The sequence below is a fragment of the Akkermansiaceae bacterium genome, from assembly GCA_024233115.1.
Taxonomy (GTDB): Bacteria; Verrucomicrobiota; Verrucomicrobiia; order Verrucomicrobiales; family Akkermansiaceae; genus Oceaniferula.
Window position 1 is genome coordinate 137480 of the sequence record JACKQB010000001.1, and the last position, 19757, is coordinate 157236.

Annotated in this window: 17 protein-coding genes; 8 read left to right on the top strand and 9 right to left on the bottom strand. The window is 56.9% G+C overall.

Going from position 1 to position 19757, the window contains the following annotated elements:
- Positions 1 to 32: 32 nt before the first annotated feature.
- The 6 genes from H7A51_00620 (at position 33) to H7A51_00645 (ending at position 6598) form a co-directional block, all read left to right on the top strand.
- The gene (locus H7A51_00620; protein MCP5534719.1) at positions 33 to 746 is read left to right on the top strand and encodes an MBL fold metallo-hydrolase; all 714 of its coding nucleotides are present in this window, start codon (positions 33 to 35) and stop codon (positions 744 to 746) included.
- Positions 743 to 2347 (top strand): TIGR03790 family protein, encoded by a 1605-nt coding sequence (locus tag H7A51_00625; protein ID MCP5534720.1) that lies wholly within the window; start codon positions 743 to 745, stop codon positions 2345 to 2347. The genes H7A51_00620 and H7A51_00625 overlap by 4 nt, the downstream gene beginning before the upstream one ends.
- A 61-nt stretch (positions 2348 to 2408) precedes the next feature.
- Complete coding sequence (locus H7A51_00630; GenBank protein MCP5534721.1) at positions 2409 to 2630, top strand: hypothetical protein; 222 nt, start codon at positions 2409 to 2411, stop codon at positions 2628 to 2630.
- A 59-nt stretch (positions 2631 to 2689) separates the two neighbouring features.
- Positions 2690 to 4495, top strand: a complete 1806-nt coding sequence (locus H7A51_00635; GenBank protein ID MCP5534722.1) for an FAD-dependent oxidoreductase — start codon at positions 2690 to 2692, stop codon at positions 4493 to 4495.
- Positions 4496 to 4537: 42 nt separating this feature from the next.
- The gene (locus tag H7A51_00640; protein ID MCP5534723.1) at positions 4538 to 5449 is read left to right on the top strand and encodes a hypothetical protein; all 912 of its coding nucleotides are present in this window, start codon (positions 4538 to 4540) and stop codon (positions 5447 to 5449) included.
- Positions 5450 to 5554: 105 nt separating this feature from the next.
- Positions 5555 to 6598, top strand: coding sequence for a 6-bladed beta-propeller (locus H7A51_00645; protein ID MCP5534724.1), 1044 nt, complete (start codon positions 5555 to 5557; stop codon positions 6596 to 6598).
- A 127-nt stretch (positions 6599 to 6725) separates the two neighbouring features.
- Here H7A51_00645 and H7A51_00650 read toward each other — a convergent pair whose 3' ends face one another.
- The 5 genes from H7A51_00650 to H7A51_00670 all read right to left on the bottom strand — a co-directional run bounded on the left by H7A51_00650 (position 6726) and on the right by H7A51_00670 (position 10263).
- A complete protein-coding gene (locus H7A51_00650) occupies positions 6726 to 7208 on the bottom strand; it encodes a GAF domain-containing protein (protein ID MCP5534725.1) in 483 nt (160 codons plus the stop codon).
- Positions 7209 to 7222: 14 nt separating this feature from the next.
- Positions 7223 to 7468 carry a hypothetical protein gene (locus H7A51_00655; GenBank protein MCP5534726.1) on the bottom strand — a complete coding sequence of 82 codons (246 nt, stop codon included), beginning with the start codon at positions 7466 to 7468 and terminating at the stop codon, positions 7223 to 7225.
- Positions 7469 to 7571: 103 nt separating this feature from the next.
- On the bottom strand, positions 7572 to 8276 hold the full coding sequence (locus H7A51_00660; protein MCP5534727.1) for a sigma-70 family RNA polymerase sigma factor: 705 nt from the start codon (positions 8274 to 8276) through the stop codon (positions 7572 to 7574).
- A 32-nt stretch (positions 8277 to 8308) separates the two neighbouring features.
- Complete coding sequence (locus H7A51_00665) at positions 8309 to 9226, bottom strand: FecR domain-containing protein (GenBank protein ID MCP5534728.1); 918 nt, start codon at positions 9224 to 9226, stop codon at positions 8309 to 8311.
- Between the two features lie 77 nt (positions 9227 to 9303).
- The gene (locus H7A51_00670; GenBank protein ID MCP5534729.1) at positions 9304 to 10263 is read right to left on the bottom strand and encodes a hypothetical protein; all 960 of its coding nucleotides are present in this window, start codon (positions 10261 to 10263) and stop codon (positions 9304 to 9306) included.
- Between the two features lie 65 nt (positions 10264 to 10328).
- Between H7A51_00670 and H7A51_00675 the strand changes: the two genes are divergently transcribed.
- A complete protein-coding gene (locus H7A51_00675; protein ID MCP5534730.1) occupies positions 10329 to 12452 on the top strand; it encodes an adenylate/guanylate cyclase domain-containing protein in 2124 nt (707 codons plus the stop codon).
- Between the two features lie 14 nt (positions 12453 to 12466).
- Here H7A51_00675 and H7A51_00680 read toward each other — a convergent pair whose 3' ends face one another.
- The 3 genes from H7A51_00680 to H7A51_00690 all read right to left on the bottom strand — a co-directional run bounded on the left by H7A51_00680 (position 12467) and on the right by H7A51_00690 (position 16661).
- Positions 12467 to 12874 carry a hypothetical protein gene (locus tag H7A51_00680; GenBank protein MCP5534731.1) on the bottom strand — a complete coding sequence of 136 codons (408 nt, stop codon included), beginning with the start codon at positions 12872 to 12874 and terminating at the stop codon, positions 12467 to 12469.
- A 190-nt stretch (positions 12875 to 13064) separates the two neighbouring features.
- Positions 13065 to 13880, bottom strand: a complete 816-nt coding sequence (thiD, locus tag H7A51_00685; GenBank protein ID MCP5534732.1) for a bifunctional hydroxymethylpyrimidine kinase/phosphomethylpyrimidine kinase — start codon at positions 13878 to 13880, stop codon at positions 13065 to 13067.
- A gap of 15 nt (positions 13881 to 13895) precedes the next feature.
- The gene (locus H7A51_00690; protein ID MCP5534733.1) at positions 13896 to 16661 is read right to left on the bottom strand and encodes a VWA domain-containing protein; all 2766 of its coding nucleotides are present in this window, start codon (positions 16659 to 16661) and stop codon (positions 13896 to 13898) included.
- Between the two features lie 174 nt (positions 16662 to 16835).
- Between H7A51_00690 and H7A51_00695 the strand changes: the two genes are divergently transcribed.
- Entirely contained in the window at positions 16836 to 17936 is a 1101-nt protein-coding gene (locus H7A51_00695) for a transposase (GenBank protein ID MCP5534734.1), read from the top strand.
- A gap of 41 nt (positions 17937 to 17977) precedes the next feature.
- Here the strand turns inward: H7A51_00695 and H7A51_00700 are convergent, their stop codons facing one another.
- Positions 17978 to 19720 carry a hypothetical protein gene (locus tag H7A51_00700; GenBank protein ID MCP5534735.1) on the bottom strand — a complete coding sequence of 581 codons (1743 nt, stop codon included), beginning with the start codon at positions 19718 to 19720 and terminating at the stop codon, positions 17978 to 17980.
- Positions 19721 to 19757 lie beyond the last annotated feature (37 nt).

The window sequence follows — 19757 nt, forward strand, 5'->3', positions numbered from 1 at the left end:
TTCCGGTCATCGGTTGTGGCTGTGAAGTCTGTATTTCCGAAGATCCACGACTCACCCGGACCCGGTCGTCGATCCATCTCCAGACACCGGAATTTTCGGTTTTGGTCGACAGCGGACCGGATCTGCGCGAGCAGGCCCTGCGTGAAAAGCTCACCCGGGTGGATGCGGTGGTCTATACACATGCCCACCTTGACCATATCACCGGCTTCGATGAATTGCGTGCCTTTTGCTGGCACCGTGAGGCCCCACTGCCACTCTATGGCTCGCCCGCCTGCCTGAAGGAGATCAAGCGGATCTTTGACTGGGCCTTCCTGCCAACCAATACCTACCGGGGATACATCAAACCTGCCCCCATCGAGACCACCGGACCCTTTGCCCTGGGAAAACTAACCATCACCCCGGTTCCGGTGCTTCACGGCAACATGGACACGCAAGGGTATCGCTTTGATTACCCGGGAACACCATCGATCGCCTATCTCCCTGACGTAAAAACCATCCCCGACGCGAGCTGGCCGCTGGTCGAGGACATTCCGGTACTCGTCATCGACTCCCTGCATCACCGCGAGCATGCAACCCACATGAACCTCGGCGAGGCAATCGCCACCGGCCAAAGCCTGCGGGCAGAAAAAGTCTATCTCACCCACCTCTCACATGAACTTGACGTCCGTGAGGCCGTAAGCGAGCTTCCCGGTCATTTCCAATTCGCCCACGACGGGCTTAAACTTCATTTTCCCATTCATCCATGAAAGCCATACTCTACATCTTCTGCCTTGCCATCCCAATAGCCATCCCAGGTGCCAACGCAGCTCCCATTGCCCCCGAAAGCGTTGCAGTCCTCTATAACAGCAACATCCCCGAGTCAAAGGATCTCGCAGAGTTCTATGCCCAGATGAGAAAGATTCCGGCAGCCAACCTGGTGGGTCTGGCGCTGCCGGAAAATGACCAGATCACCCGCCAACAATACAACACCACCCTGCGCGATCCACTCAGGAAGGTCTTTTCAGACCGCGGTTGGTGGACGTTGGGAAACGACCGGCAGGGAGTCCGGCTACCTACCTCAAGTAAAATCACCACCCTGGTCTGTATGCGTGGTGTGCCGTTCAAAATCCAGCGGGAAGCTATCACTCCCGAACAAGCTGAATCTGGCCCCAAGCTGCCTGCGCATTTTGCCAGCAACAACGAAGCCGCGGTCGACTCCGAGCTGGCTATGTTCGGTGTCCACGGCCTGCCGACCCTCGGCCCACTCAACAATCCCTACTACAACAAAGACAGTGCGTTTGCAGATAGCAAAATACCCTACATGCTGCTGGTCGGGCGCATTGACGGGCCCGACTTCACCATTTGCAAACGCATGATCGGTGACGCCATCGCCACCGAGGCGCGTGGCCTCTGGGGAATGTGTTACCTGGATCTTGCAAAAAAAGGCGGGGGCTACGAAGCTGGCGACCAGTGGCTGGAAAGTATCGCCAAACTCAATGGCACCACCGGCATCCCGACGGTCGTCGATCGCAACAAACAAACATTCACGACCAACTACCCGATGAATGATGCCGCCTTGTATTACGGCTGGTACACCACCCACAGGGACGGGCCGCTTCTCAACAAGGACTTCAAGTTCCGCCGGGGCGCCGTCGCCATCCACCTTCACTCCTACAGCGCATCCAATCTGCGCGATGCCAACAAAAACTGGACCGGCCCGCTACTCGCCAAAGGTGCCGCGGCAACCGTAGGGAACGTCTACGAGCCCTACCTGCAGCTGACCCATCACTTCGATGTCCTCCATGACCGGCTCGTTAAGGGTTACTCGCTGGTAGAGGCCGCCTACATGGCGATCCCCGCCCTGTCCTGGCAGAATGTTGTGTTAGGCGATCCATTATACCGGCCTTTTCTCCACCTCGACGGAAGCGGCCAGAAAGAGGCGGCTGATCGCGACTACCGCGCCATCCGCCTCGCCAACGAGAGCTGGGGTAACGACCCTGATACCATGGTCAAAAAACTCCGCACCGCAGCTGCCGCCAAAGCCAACGGAAAATTCTACGAGTATCTGGGTCTGTGGCATCGCGACCACCAGCAAAACCAGGTCGCCATCGCCTTTTTCCAGACTGCGGGCAAAAAACACATCAAGGAGTCCGACCGCTTGAGGCAGTGGCTCTATACGGCCGATATCCTTCGTGAGACAGGCAACAAACCTCTCGCCATCGCCACACTGAAGGAAGCGCGCCAGACTATCGACGACATTCCGGAGTCAAAAACCATCGTCGCGCTACTCAATATCCTTGATCCTCCCCCACCACCACCAGCCAAGAAGCCAGCACCTCCGGCGGATGCCAACAAGAAGACACCCTAACAAAAACAGGTTGATGCCTGGTCACTCGGCCGATTTGTCATTCAAGCCTATCATTTAAACCATGAAACCATTACTCATCCTCATCACCTCTGTCACGATTCTCACGTTAGGCTCCTGCGCACTGGTTACCGTGCCGGTCAAAGTCGTCGGCAAGGTGGCTACCACCACCGTCGGACTAGCAGGTAAAGCGGCGGGCGCCGGAATCGATGCCATCAAGAACAAGAAGGACAAGGAGCGAGCCGCGGAAAAAGCGGAGCCCTCTGCGGTGGAAACGGCTCAATAAGATACCGGGATGAGAGAATCCTGCCGTGTGCTCGGTATCCACTAATACCTCCCACCATCATGCAACGACGCAATTTTCTGAAAATCCTTGGTGCCTCATCCTTGACTCCGGGTGCCATCGATGCATCTGCGGCCCATGCAAACCATGCCCCGAATGATATCCTGGTCGATGCCGTAAGCTTCGCCGACCACGGTGGCTGGGTGGTCGATCCACAATTTATCGAACAAATGGGCTCACCTTACTTGCTCGCCCATGGCATGGGGAAACCCGTGGCAAACGCCTCAACAAAGATCACTGTCAAAAAAACGGGAACCTACCATGCCTGGGTCCGCACCAGGAACTGGTGTCCCGGCCCCTGGGAAGCCCCCGGTCGATTCCAGCTTGCCATCGACGGAGTCGTCAACAAAACCATCTTCGGCACACAAGACGGATGGGCGTGGCAAAAAGGAGCCGCGGTGCAGTTATCCAAGGGTGTGGCGAAACTCGAACTGGTTGACCTGAGCGGCTTCGAAGGTCGATGCGACGCTGTCTTTTTCACTGAAAACGCCGATTGCATACCACCCACCGACCTCAAGGACCTCGGGGCCTGGAGAAATCGGCAGCATGGTGGCTCACTCCGGGGTGATATCGATGAAACACACGATTTCGACCTCGTCATCGTCGGTGGCGGAATCGCCGGCTGCGGTGCCGCGCTCGCCGCCGATGAACAGGGGCTCAAAGTGGCACTCATACAAAACCGACCAGTGCTCGGCGGCAACGCCAGTAAGGAAGTCCGGGTGCACACACTCGGAATCCACGGCAAGGTCGCCCGTTTACTCAAAAAAATCGACACCAAACACTGGCCTAACAACTCACCGGACGCCATCAAGGATGACGCCAAACGCCACGCTTCACTCGAAGCAGCCAAGAACGTCACCCTGTTCATGGACTACTCTGTTACCGAAGTCACGATGGATGGAAAATCGATCCGTAGCGTGGCGGCGCGCAGCAATACGTCGCATCGGCGTATTCGCGTGAAGGGCCGCCAGTTTATCGATTGCTCCGGTGATGGCATTGTTGGTTTCAAGGCCGGTGCCACCTGCCGCTATGGCAGGGAGTCAAAAAACGAGTTTGATGAAGGTTGGGATAAATACGGCGACCTCTGGAGCCCGGATAAAAAGGATAACCGCGTCATGGGCACCACGGTGATGTGGCGCAGTGTGCCATCGGATAAAGCCAGCCAGTTCCCCGCAACCCCATGGGCGAAAGACGTCGCCAAGACCTACGCGGAAAAGAAAAGTGAATGGTATTGGGAGTATTCCGCTAACGACAGGCATCAGGTCGACGATGCCGAAGCCATCCGCGACCACATGTTCCGTGCCGTGTATGGCAATTTTTCCAATGTCAAAAAGAATCCGGCCAATGCCCGGCTCAAGCTCGAGTGGGTCGCCTTTATTGCAGGTAAGCGCGAGTCCCGAAGGATCATGGGGGATCATCTTTACACGATGAAAGATGTCACCAGCCTGACAAATTTCCCCGACACCGTGGTGGAAGAAAAGCGGGAAATCGACGTGCACTACCAGAAAAGCCTCAAGGGCTATATCGTCGATTTCATTTCCAAGGCTCTGTTCATGAAGCTCAGGGGGCATTACTACATTCCCTTCCGCTCACTTTACTCCAAGGATGTCCCCAACCTGATGATGGCGGGACGTTGTTTCAGCTGTTCCCATATCGGTCTGGGCGGCCCCCGGGTGATGCTTACCTGTGGGCAGATGGGAGTAGCAACAGGATACGCAGCGGCACTTTGCAAAAAACACGGCACCACACCACGCGGCATCGCAAAGAATCACATCAATGAGCTTCGTAAGCTGATAGGTTTCGAGTAACGTTCACTTCATCCGGGAATGAAGCGTTTTCTCTATACTACGATGTTACTTAATTTTCTCGTGCTACTCGGCACGGGTTGTTTGCGCTTTTTCATTGCTTTTGACCTGCACCTGAGTCGGCTCCATATCATCTCAGGAGCATTGTTAGGCATTTGTATCCTTTTCCACTTGTTTGATAAATCAAGGAACCTACGGGCCATTCTTAAACCTCGCAATCATCCACGGGCATGGTTGACACCGCTCGTCGCCGCCATCGTCTGCTCCACAGTCTGGGCGGCGGCCTGGTATGGCGCGCCGGGCGTTTCCCACCTCATGTCGCTCAGCTACGAGCAACGCAACCATGCTTCCATTTTCCGCTCACAGGATTCCGTGGCCTATCGTCATGATGACCGCCTTATCCGCACGACCAAGCTGACTTCCTCAGGGGCATCACTCGATCTCGAGTTACTCTGGAAATCAAATCCGAAAGGGGCCGCCGTGGCAATCTGGGCAGAAACCAAGTCAGGCACCATCATCGAAACCCTCTACCTAACAAATTCCCTCAAATACAGCGAATTCCACAGGTGGGAAGGGAAGGACTCGCGCCGTGGAACCATCCTCCCCGTCTGGCGTCACCGCTACACGGACGTCTGTGGTATTGACCCCGCAGGGACTACCGACCTCATCTCCCAGCCGACCATTAACCACCAATGGCTGCTCGACAATGCGCTGAACGAAGCCAAAGAAGCATTCATACTCTATGTGGAAATCAATCTCCCCGGTGACGGCAGCCCATCACTGATTTATGCGGCATCAATCGATCCGGAATCAACAAACCCTTACACTCTGTTGTCGCTTGTGGGGCATAGCGACGGCAGCGAAAAAGACGGTGAGTTGAACTACGATATTTCAACACTACCCAACAACTGCCAAATCGTAGAACGCATTCTTGTAAACACTGTGTGGGCCAAATAATTCGGTAAGCTGGAAATTATTTAGTTGGCGATGCCCCCTGATGAAATATCCTTCGTGACTACCACGTTTACAGTGGATACCAACAAAGCCAACACCATATAACCCATGATACAACTAACAACCACCATTGCCATCGTTGCCACGGGCCTCATCGCTTTCGTTCAAGCGCATGAAGGTCATCATCACGCCCCCAAGGGAAAAGAGGTCACCGAAGTCCTCCACACCGGCAAAGGCGCATTCACCTATCAGACGGTTCCCGGCTTTGGCAAGCTGCCCGACGGCTCAAACCTTGGCCCTACACACGGTGGCGTTGTCATCGATAAAGCGGGCCTCATCTACGTCAGCACCAACGGCGACAAGGCAATGTGTGTCTTCAAACCCGACGGCACCTTCGTCAAGGCCATGACACCCTCCGTACAGGGCATCCATGGCATGCAGATCGCCAGCGAAGGCGACAAGGAATTCATCTATGGCGCACAACTGGGTGGTAACAAAGATCAAAACCTCCGCGCACTCAAGCTCGATCTGGATGGCAACATCATCATGACCATCCCTAACAAAGACACCGGCGAGATCCCGGGCGGACTTAACGGCATCACCGGCATCGCGGTGGCCCCCGATGGCTCGATCTTCGTCAGCATGGGCTACGGCTCCAACCTGATCCACAAATTCGACAAGGCCGGTAAAATCCTCAAGACCTTCGGCGGACGCGGTAAGGAGGAACAGAAATTCATCACCTGCCACGGTCTCGGCATCGACCTGCGCTTTGGCAAACCCCGGTTATTGGTATGCGACCGTGAAAAGCGTCGACTCGTCCACCTCGATCTCGATGGCAACTGGATCGGCGAACACGCCACCGGACTGCGCCGCCCCTGCGCGGTTTCCTTCCACGGCGACTACTGTGCCGTTGCCGAGCTCGAAGCACGCGTCGTCATCCTCGATAAAGAGGGAAAACCTGTCTCGCTGGTAGGCGACAACCCCAATAAAAAACAATGGGCCGGCTTCCAAGTCAAACCAGCCGACCAGAAACCAGGTATCTTCACAGCCCCTCACGGCCTGAGTTTTGACAAAGACGGCAACCTCTACGTGCAGGACTGGAACGCCACCGGTCGGGTCAGCAAGCTGTTGCTGGTCAAATCGCCCGATTAAAAAAGCAGACTGAAGCGGAATGTCTGGCAGGTGCCGCTGTGTCCTCCCGTAGTTACGGCGATGTCGCGGGCGGTGTGGCCGCAGGGGCACTGGGTGACATTAAAAGATGTTTCCAAGCCTTCTACAGTCAGCCAGAAATTGATCGGATCGACCCCATCACTCTGCCCGCCAGGGCGGTGGCGTATTCAAGCTCGGCCATATCCGAGGCTTGGAATGAGTGGGTGATACCCGCTTGTCCGGCCGGGCTGGTGTGCACACAGGTAATGACGCCGATGATTTCGCCGTTGGAAATGACGGGGACGGCGATCATGGCATCGGTCTGGATGCCGAGCTGCTGGTCGAGTCGGGAGCTGTGTTGGGGGTTGCGGTGAATGTGGTTTTCACAGAATGGCTGGCCGGAGGCGTGCACCATGCTGATGATGCCCTCGCTGAGGGGCTGTGAGTAGCTGCCGACAAATTTTCCAGCGTGGGGGCCGAATCCAAGCACCGGTACGAGGTGGTCGCCCTCGCTGAGCCACATCGCACTGTTTTCACAATGAATGACACAGCATGACCGCTTGAGCACCTCTTGCAGGAGCGAGCGGGTGGCGTCGTCGATTTCCGGTATCATGGGAGAGTCAGGGGTCAGGGATTTTGGGTGAGGAGGTCGGCGAGGGTTTTCATGGCGTTTTCGTTGGAAAGGAGCTCCCTGGAGATGTCGCGGCCTTCGTTCTCGGCGAGACGGCCGGCAGCAAGGGAGGCGAGTTTGTTGTGCAGCTCGGGGGTGACGGCATCGGTGGAGCGACCGCTTACCTCCGGCGCGAAGGCATTCATGAAATCGGAGATGTCTTTAAAACTGGCCGTGGTGGGGGCGGGTGATTGCTTGTTCATCGTGTGGATAGTGGTTGGTTCACCTGATTGACGCATACCGGGAATGGGTATGCGGGAAATATGCGGATAATTGGATTTTTATTTGAATGGGAAAACGGACGGGTCACGACCGCGGGTTCTCCGTGGGGGCACCGACCAGAAACCCTGTCGACGACCTGCAAAGGCTGAGGAAGTCCTCCCATTCAAGTTCGAGCCATGGGTCGGCGCGTTTGATCTCGGCCATGGTTTCCTCTTTGATGGTGGTCATCACCGAGGAAATGGCGCGGCTGACCTTGGATTGGCTCCATCCGAAAAGGGTGCCGACCAGCTCCTGGCGGACGCCATAAACCACAACCAGGCGCATCAGCACGAGATGGAGTGGGTCACATTGGGTGAATGCGTATAACAGGGAATCGCGGATGAGGCCGACCAGCTGGTCGTGTTCGGGCTCCTCGGAATCTTCACCTGCCAGCAGGTCGAACTCATCGGCAGGTGGTGAATCGATGTTCCGGGTCGGCAGTTGCCCTTCGAACTTCTGGTGGCGTTTCAAGTCGATCAGGCGATTGATGGCGGCCCTGGTCAGAAACGCCCGTAGCTTTCCCTGGCCGTTGTATTTTTCGAGCAGGGGAGGTTTGCCTTTTTTGCCACCAAAGCAATCGGCCATTAAATCGGCCGTGATATCAGCGGCTTCGGTGGCACTGGCTCCGCGCTTCATGAGCACAGCATGCAGCCAACGCGTGGTTTCCTTGTTACCGATTTTTCCGCAAGCGGTTACATCACCCTTTAGGGCTGCTGCGACCAGGTCGCAATCGTTTTGAAATTCTGCCATAGTGACGGGTGATAAGCAGCGTACGGATCCGATCAGGGGGCGGTTACTGGCAGGCCGGTGGATGGAGATGTTTGTGAACCACCGGTAGGGGTCGTCTGCCCGGCAGTTTCTTGCTCATAATACTCCTGCTGGTAATCATCATGATGGTGGTCGTGGATGTCACGTTGTGTGTTGCGGTGCTCGGTGGCACTTGAGCCGGGGTGGCGCTCGATCTGGTTTTCACTGACAAGGATGCCCTTGCGCTTGAGTTGTTCCTGGGCCGCCACCGCTTTGGCGATGTGACGGCGCGCCTCGGGAGAAAGGGGGCCAAAGGTTTTGTTGCCGGCGAGGTGGGAGGTGGCGAGCAGACGTTTGAGGTCGACATCCACCGGCTTGGTGATGATTTCGCCATCGGGGCGCATGATGATCATTTGTCCGGCGGGGACTTTTACTTTTCTGGGACCTCCCCACAGACCACCTTTGGCACCTCCGGAAAGGCCTCCCTTGGCTCCTTTGTCGCCGATCTTAAGGGCGACGTTGCCTTCGAGCGTGATCAGTTTTACCCACTTGCCCACATTGTATTCCATCAGCAAGGTGGTGCCGGTGATGGCGGCGGTGACGGTGGCCGTGCGGATGGTGGCACCTCCGGCACTCTTGGGCACTTGCAATAAAATCGAGCCCGAGTTCAGGTTGATGTCACGGCTGCCCCGGCGGAAACTGAACGTCGAGTTGGCTCCGAGACGGGTGATGGTTTGGTCCTGGAACATCAGCTCGGCGCGTGAGCGTCGACCCGTCTGGACGGAGGTGTGACCGCTGATGCTGTCGCCCACCTTGGCCTGTCGACCCGATTTCTGGGGTTGATAGATACGGACATCGTTGACCTTGGTGGTCACCTTGGCTGACTGCAAGGTTTCAGCGTGAGCGCCAGCTACGGTGAGAAGGCTGGCTGCGAGCATTAAAGTGGTTTTCATGGCGTTGTAAATGATGGTTTGACGTGCTGGTAATCGGTATATGCACAGAGTGGGGGAGGGCGTTTTCTCCTGGTCAATTAGAATGTCTTGGTGAATCCGATGCCGATGCCTCCTTGCACGCTATCGTAGTCGGCCGCGCCGAACGGGAGGTTGGAGTCGTTTTCAACATAGGTGAACGAGGCGCTGAGACGTGTCGAATGGGAGAGCTGCCAGTAGAGTTCGGCACCTAACATGTGGTTGTAGTCTTCACGCCCTGCCTGGTCGTAATCATACAGCGACAGGTGGTAGTAGAACACGGCACGCATTTTATCGCTGATCTGATAGGTGTAGCCGAGGTGGGCACTGTATTCGTTTTTTTCCAACCGGCTCGGGCTGGTGGAAATATCGTGGGCGAAATCAAAAGCAAGGTAGGCAGTGTGCTTCGGCTGGCTGAGAAACACCTTGTGGGCCCCGGCGCGGATCCGGTGGGCGTCGTAAATGTCATTGCTGAACGAGCCTGCGGTGACCCGTGCATACTCGTAGCGGGCGAAAAACAGCATGTCGAAGAAGTCCGGTGTGATTTTCACCAGGCCGGCGCGTAAGTCAGTGCGTTCGAAGTCGAGGAAGCTCAAGGTGTCATATTGATAGAAATTCTGGCTACCTGTGACATCGGCAAAGAGATTGTTGCCGATCCGTGGTTTCCAGCTTGCCAGCAAGCGTGTCTGCCAGATGAAGCCGTCCTGCTCGCCGAGGCTGGCGCTGGCCAGGTTGTCGGTCCAGAAAAGGTGGGTGGAGAGATCGACGCGCAGCGGGTCGCGGCTGTCGTAACGCTTGAGGATCAGCTGGTCGCCCAGGTCGGAGTCGGCGGGGCTTGCAGGAGCAAATCGCTTTTGCTGGTTCAGGTCGATGTCACTGTATTCATCAGGGTCATAGTCGCTGCCCAGAAAACGCTCAACGGGTGAGAGCGCGTCGATGGCGAACAGGGAAGTGGATGAACAGAGCAACGCGGGGAGGATCAGGGCGCCTGGGAGCGCGCGCAGGTGGGTGATTTTTCGCATGGTAGGAATGTGGTTGTCATGGTTACATTACGTAACGTGCGTTAGGATACCCAAGTCGACATGGCATGACAAGCAAACAAGACAGCCCCAAAGAAACCTGGCTAAAAAGCGATGCCTGCAAGCGGATGGTGGCCGGCCTGGTGTGTGGGCTTTGCTTTGCAATGCTCTGGGTGATCCCGGTGACGGGAAAAGGCCTGGTGATGGTCATGCGGGAAATGCAGGACCATTGGGCGAGGACGGACCATCGACTGAAGCAGCGGCCCGACATGGTGCTGCTCGGTATTGATGCTGACAGCCTGGCACTGGACAGTATGCCGGATGAGGTGGTGGATGCGTCACCTGCACTCGTTGGCATGAAGCAAAAGTGGCCGTGGAGCAGGAAGGTGCATGCCGAGGTGATTGACCGCCTGGCGACGGCCGGAGCGAGGTTGATTGTAGTGGATGTAGTGCTCAGTGGCGACCTCGACGAAGAGGGGGATGCGGCTCTGGAGCGCGTGTTGGCAAAACACCGCGACAAGGTGGTGCTCGCCAGTGCGTTTCTACCCGGCGAAGACGGTGGCCAGGTGCGTGTGGTTGAGCCAAACGACAGGTTTTTGGGGCCATTGGACAACGAGACGGCATCCGGGTTTGTCAACTTCAGGCCTGATGTGGAGGATGGAATTGTGCGGCGCGCTGATTTCAGGATGACATACAGCGAAATGAACGGGGCCTATCCACACCCTGATGAACCGGTGTTTGATTCACTGGCTGCAGCGGCGGCAAAAAAAATAGGTGTGCATGTGCCGCCCGACCGCAAACGTTTCCAGATGGCGCTGGAGGGGCAGAATGCGTCCGCGATCTACCGGCCATCCAGCCTGCATACCCTGTTTGTAAAAGAGGACTGGGACAGGAGATATCAAGGAGGTGCCTATTTTAAGGATAAAATCGTGTTTATCGGACCGACCACACCCTTGTTTCAAGACAGTCATGAAACGGTTGGCGGACATGTTTATGGAGTCCAGCTCCACATGCAGGTGCTTACCGCATTACGGGCGGATGCATGGTATCAGGAAGGTCTGTTAGGTGGTGGTGCAGAGTATTCCTTGCTTCTCTTTGCGGCTGGTTTGTGTGTGGCCATGCTTTGTGCCTTGCGGTGGAGCAGGACGTCGGTTTTGTTGCTTTGCGCGATTGTCTGTCTCGTGGTCTGGCTGGTGGTGGAGTATGTGGCAGTGCCGGTTGATGATATTTTGTTAGGGAGCGTTGCGGCGGTTTTCACCGCCCTGGGTGGTTTTGCCGGAGCCATTGTCTGGCAATCGATGACGGAACGTGCCCGGCGCCAGCAACTTCATCGCCAGCTCCAGCGATCCATGTCTCCCGATGTGGCTGATGCCATTGTGCAGGCACCGGAGGGGTATTATCGGGCGGCTTCCGGCAACAGGCGCCAAGTCACCGTGCTTTTTGCCGACGTGCGCGACTTTACCAACCGCTCCGAGCACCAGGACGCAGTGGAGCTGGTCAGTCAGCTGAACGAGTACCTGGGCCGTATGGTCGAGGTGATTTTTTCCCACGGCGGCACAGTGGATAAATTCATCGGCGATGCCATCATGGCGACCTGGGGAGCTCTGGGCGGTGGTGATCTGGCCAAACAAAACGGGGCGGCGGTGGCGGCGGCTCAAGAAATGTTAGTCGCCTTGTCAGAACTCAATACCCGATGGCAAGATGAGGGCAAAAAACCATTCCGCATCGGGGTGGGTATCCATCACGGTGAGGCGATAGTCGGTGAAATAGGCTCCGACCAGCGGACCGATTTTACCGTTATCGGGGATACCGTCAACCTGGCTTCCCGGATCGAAGGCATGACCAAGGCGATGGGGGTCGAGCTGCTGGTCACTTCATCCGTGACCGCGCTGCTGCCCGGGCAACAAGATTGGTTAGGTGTCGGTGCGATCCGGGTGAAAGGCCGCGAGGAAGCGGTCGAACTCCGTATTCCCAGGCGAGGTTCGGATACTGAACAAAGCCATTTCCAAAAATTCCTGGTCGAATTCCAACAAGGTGATTTCAGCCAGGCCGCTGACACACTGGCCCTCCTCGACGCGGATGGCCCCTTCGCGGGTATGGTTATGTTTTACCAGAGCCAGCTTCGACACATCGACCGGAATCCGACGATTGCGGAAACCTGGGATGGTGTGCTTAGGATGGAAACAAAGTGAGCATGCCCGGTTCCCTAGTTTGCCGGAAGCTCGCCCCGGCCCTCCAGGGATGTTCCCTGTCCTGGGTGGAGAGGGGGCAAAATCCCTCCCTCGGTGGGCAGCGTGCGGTCGTCGGGAAGCTTGGGCGCTTTATAATGCTTGGGGGCAAAAAACACGTAACGACGCGAGTCGAGGTGTCTGTCCCATGCGAGGGCACGGTCCGCACCGGTCGGCATCTTGCGCAGGTCTTTTGGCCGGACTTCGGCGACGGGCAATCGGCTGGGAATCAGATTGGCCACCGATTTGACGGATTTCTTGGCGATCTTGGAAACACCTGAAGCATTGAAGTTGCCGCAGGATAGAAACAGCGAGCAGGAAATAAGGGTGAGGCTCATCGGGGCGATCCTCTTCAAGAGGGAGGGGGTGGGGTAGGAGTCTCTCATAGGTATCAAGTATCAATAATTGCGCCCGAATGGCAGGCTTTATTATGTGACAGCATCGTCAGTCCCCGTGTTCAAAGAAAACGAAGATAGCAATCAGGGGTGTTTAATATTTAAGGTTGCCAAATTATTATGCAGTTGCAGGGTGACGGGATTCTGGCGAATGGCAATCGGGTCACATATTTATTTTTATTTACCAACCAAGGCAGCGGACGCTCATGCCGTTGTTCTTGCCAGAATGCTTCCAGGTGTGTGCCGATTGAATAAGCCCCTGGACGTATTCAATGGCATCTGGCACGGCTTTTTCCATGGAGTGTCCCAGCGCGAGACCGGCTGTGATGGCGGAGGAAAGGGTGCAGCCTGTTCCGTGGATGCCTCCGGGGATATTTGCATAAGGGTGCCTGAACGGGTGGGCTTCGCCCTGGTGCCAGAGCACGTCGAGTCGGTCGGAGTCGCCCGGAAGATGTCCCCCTTTCACAAGGCAGGAAACTTGAAATTGTCCGGCAATGTCACGCGCCGCCGTTTCGAGGTCGGCTTCGGTGGTGATTTTCCTGTTTAACAGAACTTCAGCCTCCGGGATGTTAGGTGTGACGAGTGCTGATAGGGGGAGTAGCCTGTTAGTCAGGATGCTGGATGTATCGCCATCGATGAGTGAGGCTCCCGTGGACGCGATCATCACGGGATCGACCACGATAGGGATGCCTCGTTTTTTGAGAGTTTCAGCCACCTCGGAGACGGCGATGATGCACATGCGTGATGGCAGCAGTCCCGTCTTGGCTGCGCCGATGGGGTAGGTTTCCAGCAAGATATTCAGTTGGGCTTGCAACAGGGGGATCTCCACCGGTTCGATCTGTCGGACCTCCAGAGGGGTTTCCGCCACAATGCTGGTGACGGCACTGAGTCCATGCACAGCAAAGCTCTGGAACGTCTTCAGATCGGCCTGAAGACCTGCGCCGCCGGAGCAATCCGATCCAGCGATGGTTAATGCGATGGGATGGGCGGTGGTCATCGGCACCAAGATAATTCACTTTCGGCGTTTTGCACGGTCGAATCTCGAACTTCTTGTTGTTTCCTGGTGTGCTGGTGCCTTGGTTGACTGCGGTTGCGCAGGTGGCGACGGGGTATCAGGCTTGACCACCGGTGCTGTGGTCTCGGTTGACTTTGCGTCGATGGAGACGCTTTCCTGATGCGTCTTCTGATACGTCTTGTTGCCTGTTTTTTGGGCACCATTGCCTGCCTTTGATTTGCCAGGTGATGATACAAGTGAGGGTTTGGGTAACTTCCACCCCGTACGGGTGATGAGGGCATCGAGTAAAATAAGCAGCAGGGCAGCAATCGCCAGCGGGATACGCAGATCGGCTTGATGAATCACCGGTGGACGAAGCCATGCTTGGGAAAGGTCGAGCAGCTCCCTGCCTCCGGTTTGTGCAGATACGGAGCGCAGCTCGGCCAGGCGATCCGGGTCAAACGCCCACTCGGTGCTCGATCCTACGATGATAGGTCCAAAGGGGATGGCGTGTTCGCCGGTTTGAATGGCACCCCGGACCAAGGTCCCCTCCTCAAGATCCTGGGTCAGGGAGAACCGGCCAGGTGCGATACGTTTCCATGCCACCTCGTACGGAGTACCGGCATGTTCACCATTGAGTAAGCGGATGCGTGGTGCTTGGATGGCGAATTTCTGTGACCATTCCTCGGTGTCATAGAGTAGGTCGATGGTTAGACGGGTGCCTTCAAGCCGATGGCGCAGTCCGATACCTGGCGGTAATTGGTCGCCCATCAACCATTGGGTCAGGGTTTGCAGAAAGTCCCCATACTGTGGCCAGGCGCGTATTTTCTCCGAATACTTGCCGCCTAACGGAAATGAGACGGCGGCAGTCCTGCCGATGCCACGCCGTGCGTGGGCAACGAGAGGGGCCAGATACTCGTCGGTGGTGACCAGCGAAGTGGTGGCATCCTCACGGGCGTAGGACAGGTTGTAGCCATCGGCCTCGGATGGCCAGCTAAATGGCTTGGCGGATATTTCACTCCACTTTCCCGTGGCTTTGGCTCCGACAGGATCGGTCACAAAGGCCGAGCGGGCAATGGTAACGGTTTCCTGGGCAAACAGCCGCGGAATCTCGGCTGGGCGGGTGGTGAAAAAACATCGTCCATTGCCCCGCTTGGCCACATCCTTTAAAAAAGCAGCGTCGGCATCCTTGGGCGTTCCCAGCCCGATCACGGAAATGGTGCATCCCTCCTTGGTCATCTCCGCAATGAGTTCCTTGTATTTGCCCGGCTCTTCGGAGTCGGCGGCATCGGAAAAGAGGATCACGTGCCGCGTGCCGGCGGTCGATTTCTTAAGCTCCGTCCACGCTGCCTTGAGGCCGGTGTAGACATAGATACCACCACCCTGCGATCGGATGCGGCGGATTTTTCCAATAATGGCATTCTTCTTATCCTTGATCTCGATGAGCGGCACGATGCGGTAGGGTTCACTGTCGACGGCAAAGACACAGACCTGGTCCATTATTCCTAACAATTCGACAGCGCGGGCTGCACCGGTGTTGGCGAGGTCCATTTTGGTTTTCCCTCCGCCTGCGGTGGCTGCCATCGAGCCGGACCGGTCCATCACCACTGCCATGGCGACCGAGAGTTTGCGATGTTCGTTTTTGAGCTCCATGGAGACAGGCAGGAGGTTGTCGATCGCCGATTGGAAGTAGCCCCCGGAGCCGAACGACTGCTTGCCGCCCACCATCATGAACCCGCCGCCCTGCTCCCGCACATAGAAATTCAGTGCGTCCTGGAACGCGGAGGGGACTTCGAAGGCCGGCACGTTGTTAAAAACGACCGACCGGGCGCCAGCAAGTTGGCCCACCCTCAGGCTGCCTGGCTCGGTGACGACCTGTACATCATAATCCTGGTCCCGAAGCGCGGCTGCCAGTGGATCGTTGATGTATTTGCTGACTAACAGAACGCGCGGGCCGCCGACGACTTCGAGCCAGCGTTCCATCCTGTTGTTACCTGGGTGGGCATCTTTTTCCGGCTGGATTTCGGCACTGTATTCATAGGAGCCCGTGCGGGAAATCCGGTCGGTGAATTCAGCCCTGCCGGTGCCGCTGACGATTTTAACCTTGGTTTCAGAGAGCGTCTGGCCGTTGCGTTTGATGACCAGTGGTACCTCGGCATCGGTGTAACCCCTGACGGTCACCTCCAGAACAAAGGGCTCGCCGACCTGGGTGCGGACGGGAAGGTGAAGGCGGGCTACCCGGAAATCATCGGTGGTTTCCTCGCGGACCAGGCGGTAATCCATCGGGATGCCTTGACGGGACAATTTGACAGCCGCCTCCGCGAGAGGTTCGGTGGAATATCCATCGGTGAAGGCAAGAATACGTGAGGGCCGGTCTTCGGGTGCGAGTGCGAGAATATTTTGAATCGCCAGATTGCTGCGGGTCAGCTTGCGACTGCCGGTATAGACGGCGGTTTCCGTGCCGGGTTTCTGTTCGACCACTTCCGACGCGTAGTCGATGAAGTGTAAGCGGTCGTGGCGCGATGGCTTGGAGCGCTCCAGAAGCTTTTTCCACTCGGGCAGCCCTTTGTCGATGAGGTCTTCGGTCGATTCAGACCGATCCAACAGCACCCAGAGATCCAGGGCGTCCTGCTGTTTGCTGATTCTGGGATCGACCAGTAAAGCGGTGATCACTAGCAGCAGTAGGAGCCGCAGCGGCCGCCACAGCTCCAGCCCACGCCACACCAGCCCGAGCAAAAGAAACACGGGAAGCAGGAAAAACCATTCGGGGGCGGTGAAGCTCATAGTCGGGAATCTAGGGATGAAAATACCGAGTACGAAGCATAAAAGAGCGATTAATCGAAAAGTCTGCCCCTTGCTTGTGCCCAAATAATAAAAGGTCTGTCCTGTTGAAGAGAAATAAACGTTGACCTTGGTGCTTTGTCCGAGTAGTCTCCCATCAGTCAGCCGTTTCCAGCTATGTATCAGCCACGTTTTCTATCCCCTTCCGCCGAGGTTTCGGCGTCGGTTTATCACTGTGTTTCCCGGGTGATCGACCGGCGGTTTGTGTTGGGGCGGGATGAGAAGGATGTTTTTGTGCGCATGATGCGGGAGTATGAGGCGTTTTGCGGGGTGCGGGTGCTTTCCTACTGCGTGATGAGCAATCATTTCCACCTGCTGGTGGAGGTGCCGCCGAAGGCGCGGGGGGCGGCGGTGGAGATGGGGGACGATGAGTTCCTGAAGCGGATGAAAACGATTTATTCGAAGCTGTATTACCTCGACATCGAGCAAATGGTGCGGCGGCTTCGGCGGCAGGGTGCGGACGCGGCGGTGGAGGAGTTCAAGGCGAAATACACCCGGCGCATGCACGACCTGTCGTCGTTTATGAAGGGGCTCAAGCAGCGGTTCACCCAGTGGTATAACGGCAAGAAAGCGCGTAAGGGAACCTTGTGGGAGGGGCGGTTCAAGAGTGTGCTGGTGCAGGATGGTTACGCGGCGCGTGTGATGTCGGCTTACATCGACCTCAACCCGATCCGGGCGGGGATGGTGGAGAAACCCGAGGACTACAAGTGGAGTTCGTATGGCGAGGCGATGCAGCCGACGGCGAAACGGGGCCGGAAGCTGGCGCGGGACGGGTATTGCAGGATCCTGGCCGGTGCGGATGATTTTAATTTAAAAAGGGAGGGGGCAAGGCCATTGCAGAGCTGGGGCGACGGCGTGGCGGAGCGGTACCGGATGATGCTGTTCACGGATGGCGAGGAGGTGTTCGCCGAGCGGAGGGAAACGGGAGGCGGGGTCAAACAAGTGCGGAAAGGCTTCCGTCGACAGGACGTGGAGAAGGTGCTGGCGAAGGGTGGCAAGCTGAGCATTGGCGAGGCGTTGAGGTGCCGGGTCCGGTATTTCAGCGACGGCGTGACGTTTGGTAGTCGGGACTTTGTCGACAAGGTGTTCAAAGAGGCCCGTGAAAGATTCAGTGAAAAACGCAAGACCGGGGCGCGGCCATTGAGCGGTGTGGGGTGGCGGAAAAAGCAGACCCGGCTCTACTCGATGCGGCAGCTGGTCAAGGAGCGGCTGGAATAGAGTGTTCTGTTAGGTGGCGACCTGTCGACGAGGGGGGGAGATTAGTCTTTCGTAGATGGCTGATGGCTGGGGTGTCGTGATTTTGTAAAATGCCAGGCACCTAACAAGGCGGCGAGAACGAGGCACACCCAGACGCGCCAGAGGTGGTCGTCGCGGGTGTGGCGGTCGACAGCGCTGGCTAGGGTCGACGCGGGAAGGTTGTCCGTCGAGCAGTTGGAAAAGTCGGCTTCACGGGTATCGGCGAAAATGGCCGAGGCAGTCAGCAAGGTTTCTTTGCCCTGGGTGATGGTGTAAAAACCGGGAGTGTCCGGAGCCGACAAGAGGCTGACGGAGGGGTCTGTTTTTTTTGTGGCAAGCTCCTTGCCTTCCAGGTCGAGAGTCGTGAAGACAAGGGGTTCGGCCCTCGCTCCCTTGTGTCGGGTGAGCTCAAGAGGTTCCCCGGTTTCGGTGAGCCGTGTTTCAGGCGCAATTTTTTCGTTGCGCAATTGTTGACAGAACCGGAGCAAAAGCACGGCGGTGGCGGGTTGTTGCAAGGCGTTGGATTTGTTGATATCAAAATTGAGAACCAGGGCTTGTTTACCCGATGTCGGGTGTTGGCGAAGGTAAATGAGTGGCCGGTTTCCCTGCCAGAGCAGGATATCATCAGATTCGGTGTGCGGCAGGGAGATGGTCGCACGCACCAATAACGTCTGCCAGTTGAGCCCTTCTGTCAGCGGGTGCTTGGTGGCGACGATATGGCCGGTCAGGTAGGGTCGGTTACTGGCCTTGTCCTGCGGCGAAACAATGAGGTGGTTCTGGCTTGGCGTGGTTTCCGTCGGGGTAACGATGAGGTCGGCGGCGCCTTTGTTAGGCGCGGGTTTCAGATTGGGAAAGCTGTTGAGCATCCGGTCGCTGAGGCGGGCGGATTCCTTGGGCAGGGACGAGTAGACGACGAGTGGTTTGGGATCGGGCCGGACGATGGGTATGCTGTTATCCAGATCAAAGGGGTCATGGCTCAGGACTACGCGGATGCGAGCGAACTGGGCGGGAAAGGCGCCCTGGATGGTGGCCAGTCGGCCCGCCTGGAGTGCGATCGTTTTTTCACTGCTGCGCCCCTCAGGGGTTTCTAGATGCCAGGTGCGGGTTTGATCGGAATCCGAGTAGTTGCGGACGACCGCTTGCCAGATAAGGTCGCTGCCGTTTTGGCTAAAACCAACCCCGGTGATACCGCAATTATCAGTGGCTCTGCCAATGGCGACGCAGGAGGTGTTGTAGGGCAACGGCGAGTCTGCCGGGGTGTCTGTGATATAGGTGATGGCGCCCTCCGCCCCCACGAGGCTGCGGGCAACCCGGAGGGTGTTGGCTGGCTCGGTGGCTCCGGAGCCCGGAGTCCATTTTTCCAAGGCACTGAGCATATCCTCAATGGACTTGCCTTGGTAAATCTTTGTTTTGGCTGGGTCCGATTCCAGCAACCAGATCTCAATGTTCGCCGCGTTGCCTTTGAGCCGCGGTATCTCTTTTCCCAGCGCCGGCGCAATCCCGTCCTTGAAAACGCGCATCGATGCCGAGCTGTCCAATACGATGGCAATACGCTGGGTCGACTTCGCCTTCACATAACGGGGCTGCACGAGTATCCAGGTGACTAACAGGACGGCAAGGATTTGCAACCAGAGCGGGACGGAATTGACCAGTCGATCAAACCGCCTGCCGCTGGTCGACTCGCGCTGGGCCTGACGAAGCAAGAACAGGGTGCTCACCAGCTCCACCTTCGCCCTGCGTTGGAGAAAGTGGATCAACACGATCAAGGGGACACCGAGAAGTGCCCAGAGGCCGTGCAGGTTG

Coding starts and splice junctions, on each gene's coding strand:
- H7A51_00625 (MCP5534720.1), top strand. CDS start 743: ATGAAAGCCATACTCTACATCTTCTGCCTTGCCATCCCAATAGCCATC.
- H7A51_00630 (MCP5534721.1), top strand. CDS start 2,409: ATGAAACCATTACTCATCCTCATCACCTCTGTCACGATTCTCACGTTA.
- H7A51_00635 (MCP5534722.1), top strand. CDS start 2,690: ATGCAACGACGCAATTTTCTGAAAATCCTTGGTGCCTCATCCTTGACT.
- H7A51_00640 (MCP5534723.1), top strand. CDS start 4,538: ATGTTACTTAATTTTCTCGTGCTACTCGGCACGGGTTGTTTGCGCTTT.
- H7A51_00645 (MCP5534724.1), top strand. CDS start 5,555: ATGATACAACTAACAACCACCATTGCCATCGTTGCCACGGGCCTCATC.
- H7A51_00650 (MCP5534725.1), bottom strand. CDS start 7,208: ATGATACCGGAAATCGACGACGCCACCCGCTCGCTCCTGCAAGAGGTG.
- H7A51_00655 (MCP5534726.1), bottom strand. CDS start 7,468: ATGAACAAGCAATCACCCGCCCCCACCACGGCCAGTTTTAAAGACATC.
- H7A51_00660 (MCP5534727.1), bottom strand. CDS start 8,276: ATGGCAGAATTTCAAAACGATTGCGACCTGGTCGCAGCAGCCCTAAAG.
- H7A51_00665 (MCP5534728.1), bottom strand. CDS start 9,226: ATGAAAACCACTTTAATGCTCGCAGCCAGCCTTCTCACCGTAGCTGGC.
- H7A51_00670 (MCP5534729.1), bottom strand. CDS start 10,263: ATGCGAAAAATCACCCACCTGCGCGCGCTCCCAGGCGCCCTGATCCTC.
- H7A51_00675 (MCP5534730.1), top strand. CDS start 10,329: ATGACAAGCAAACAAGACAGCCCCAAAGAAACCTGGCTAAAAAGCGAT.
- H7A51_00680 (MCP5534731.1), bottom strand. CDS start 12,874: ATGAGAGACTCCTACCCCACCCCCTCCCTCTTGAAGAGGATCGCCCCG.
- thiD (MCP5534732.1), bottom strand. CDS start 13,880: ATGACCACCGCCCATCCCATCGCATTAACCATCGCTGGATCGGATTGC.
- H7A51_00690 (MCP5534733.1), bottom strand. CDS start 16,661: ATGAGCTTCACCGCCCCCGAATGGTTTTTCCTGCTTCCCGTGTTTCTT.
- H7A51_00695 (MCP5534734.1), top strand. CDS start 16,836: ATGTATCAGCCACGTTTTCTATCCCCTTCCGCCGAGGTTTCGGCGTCG.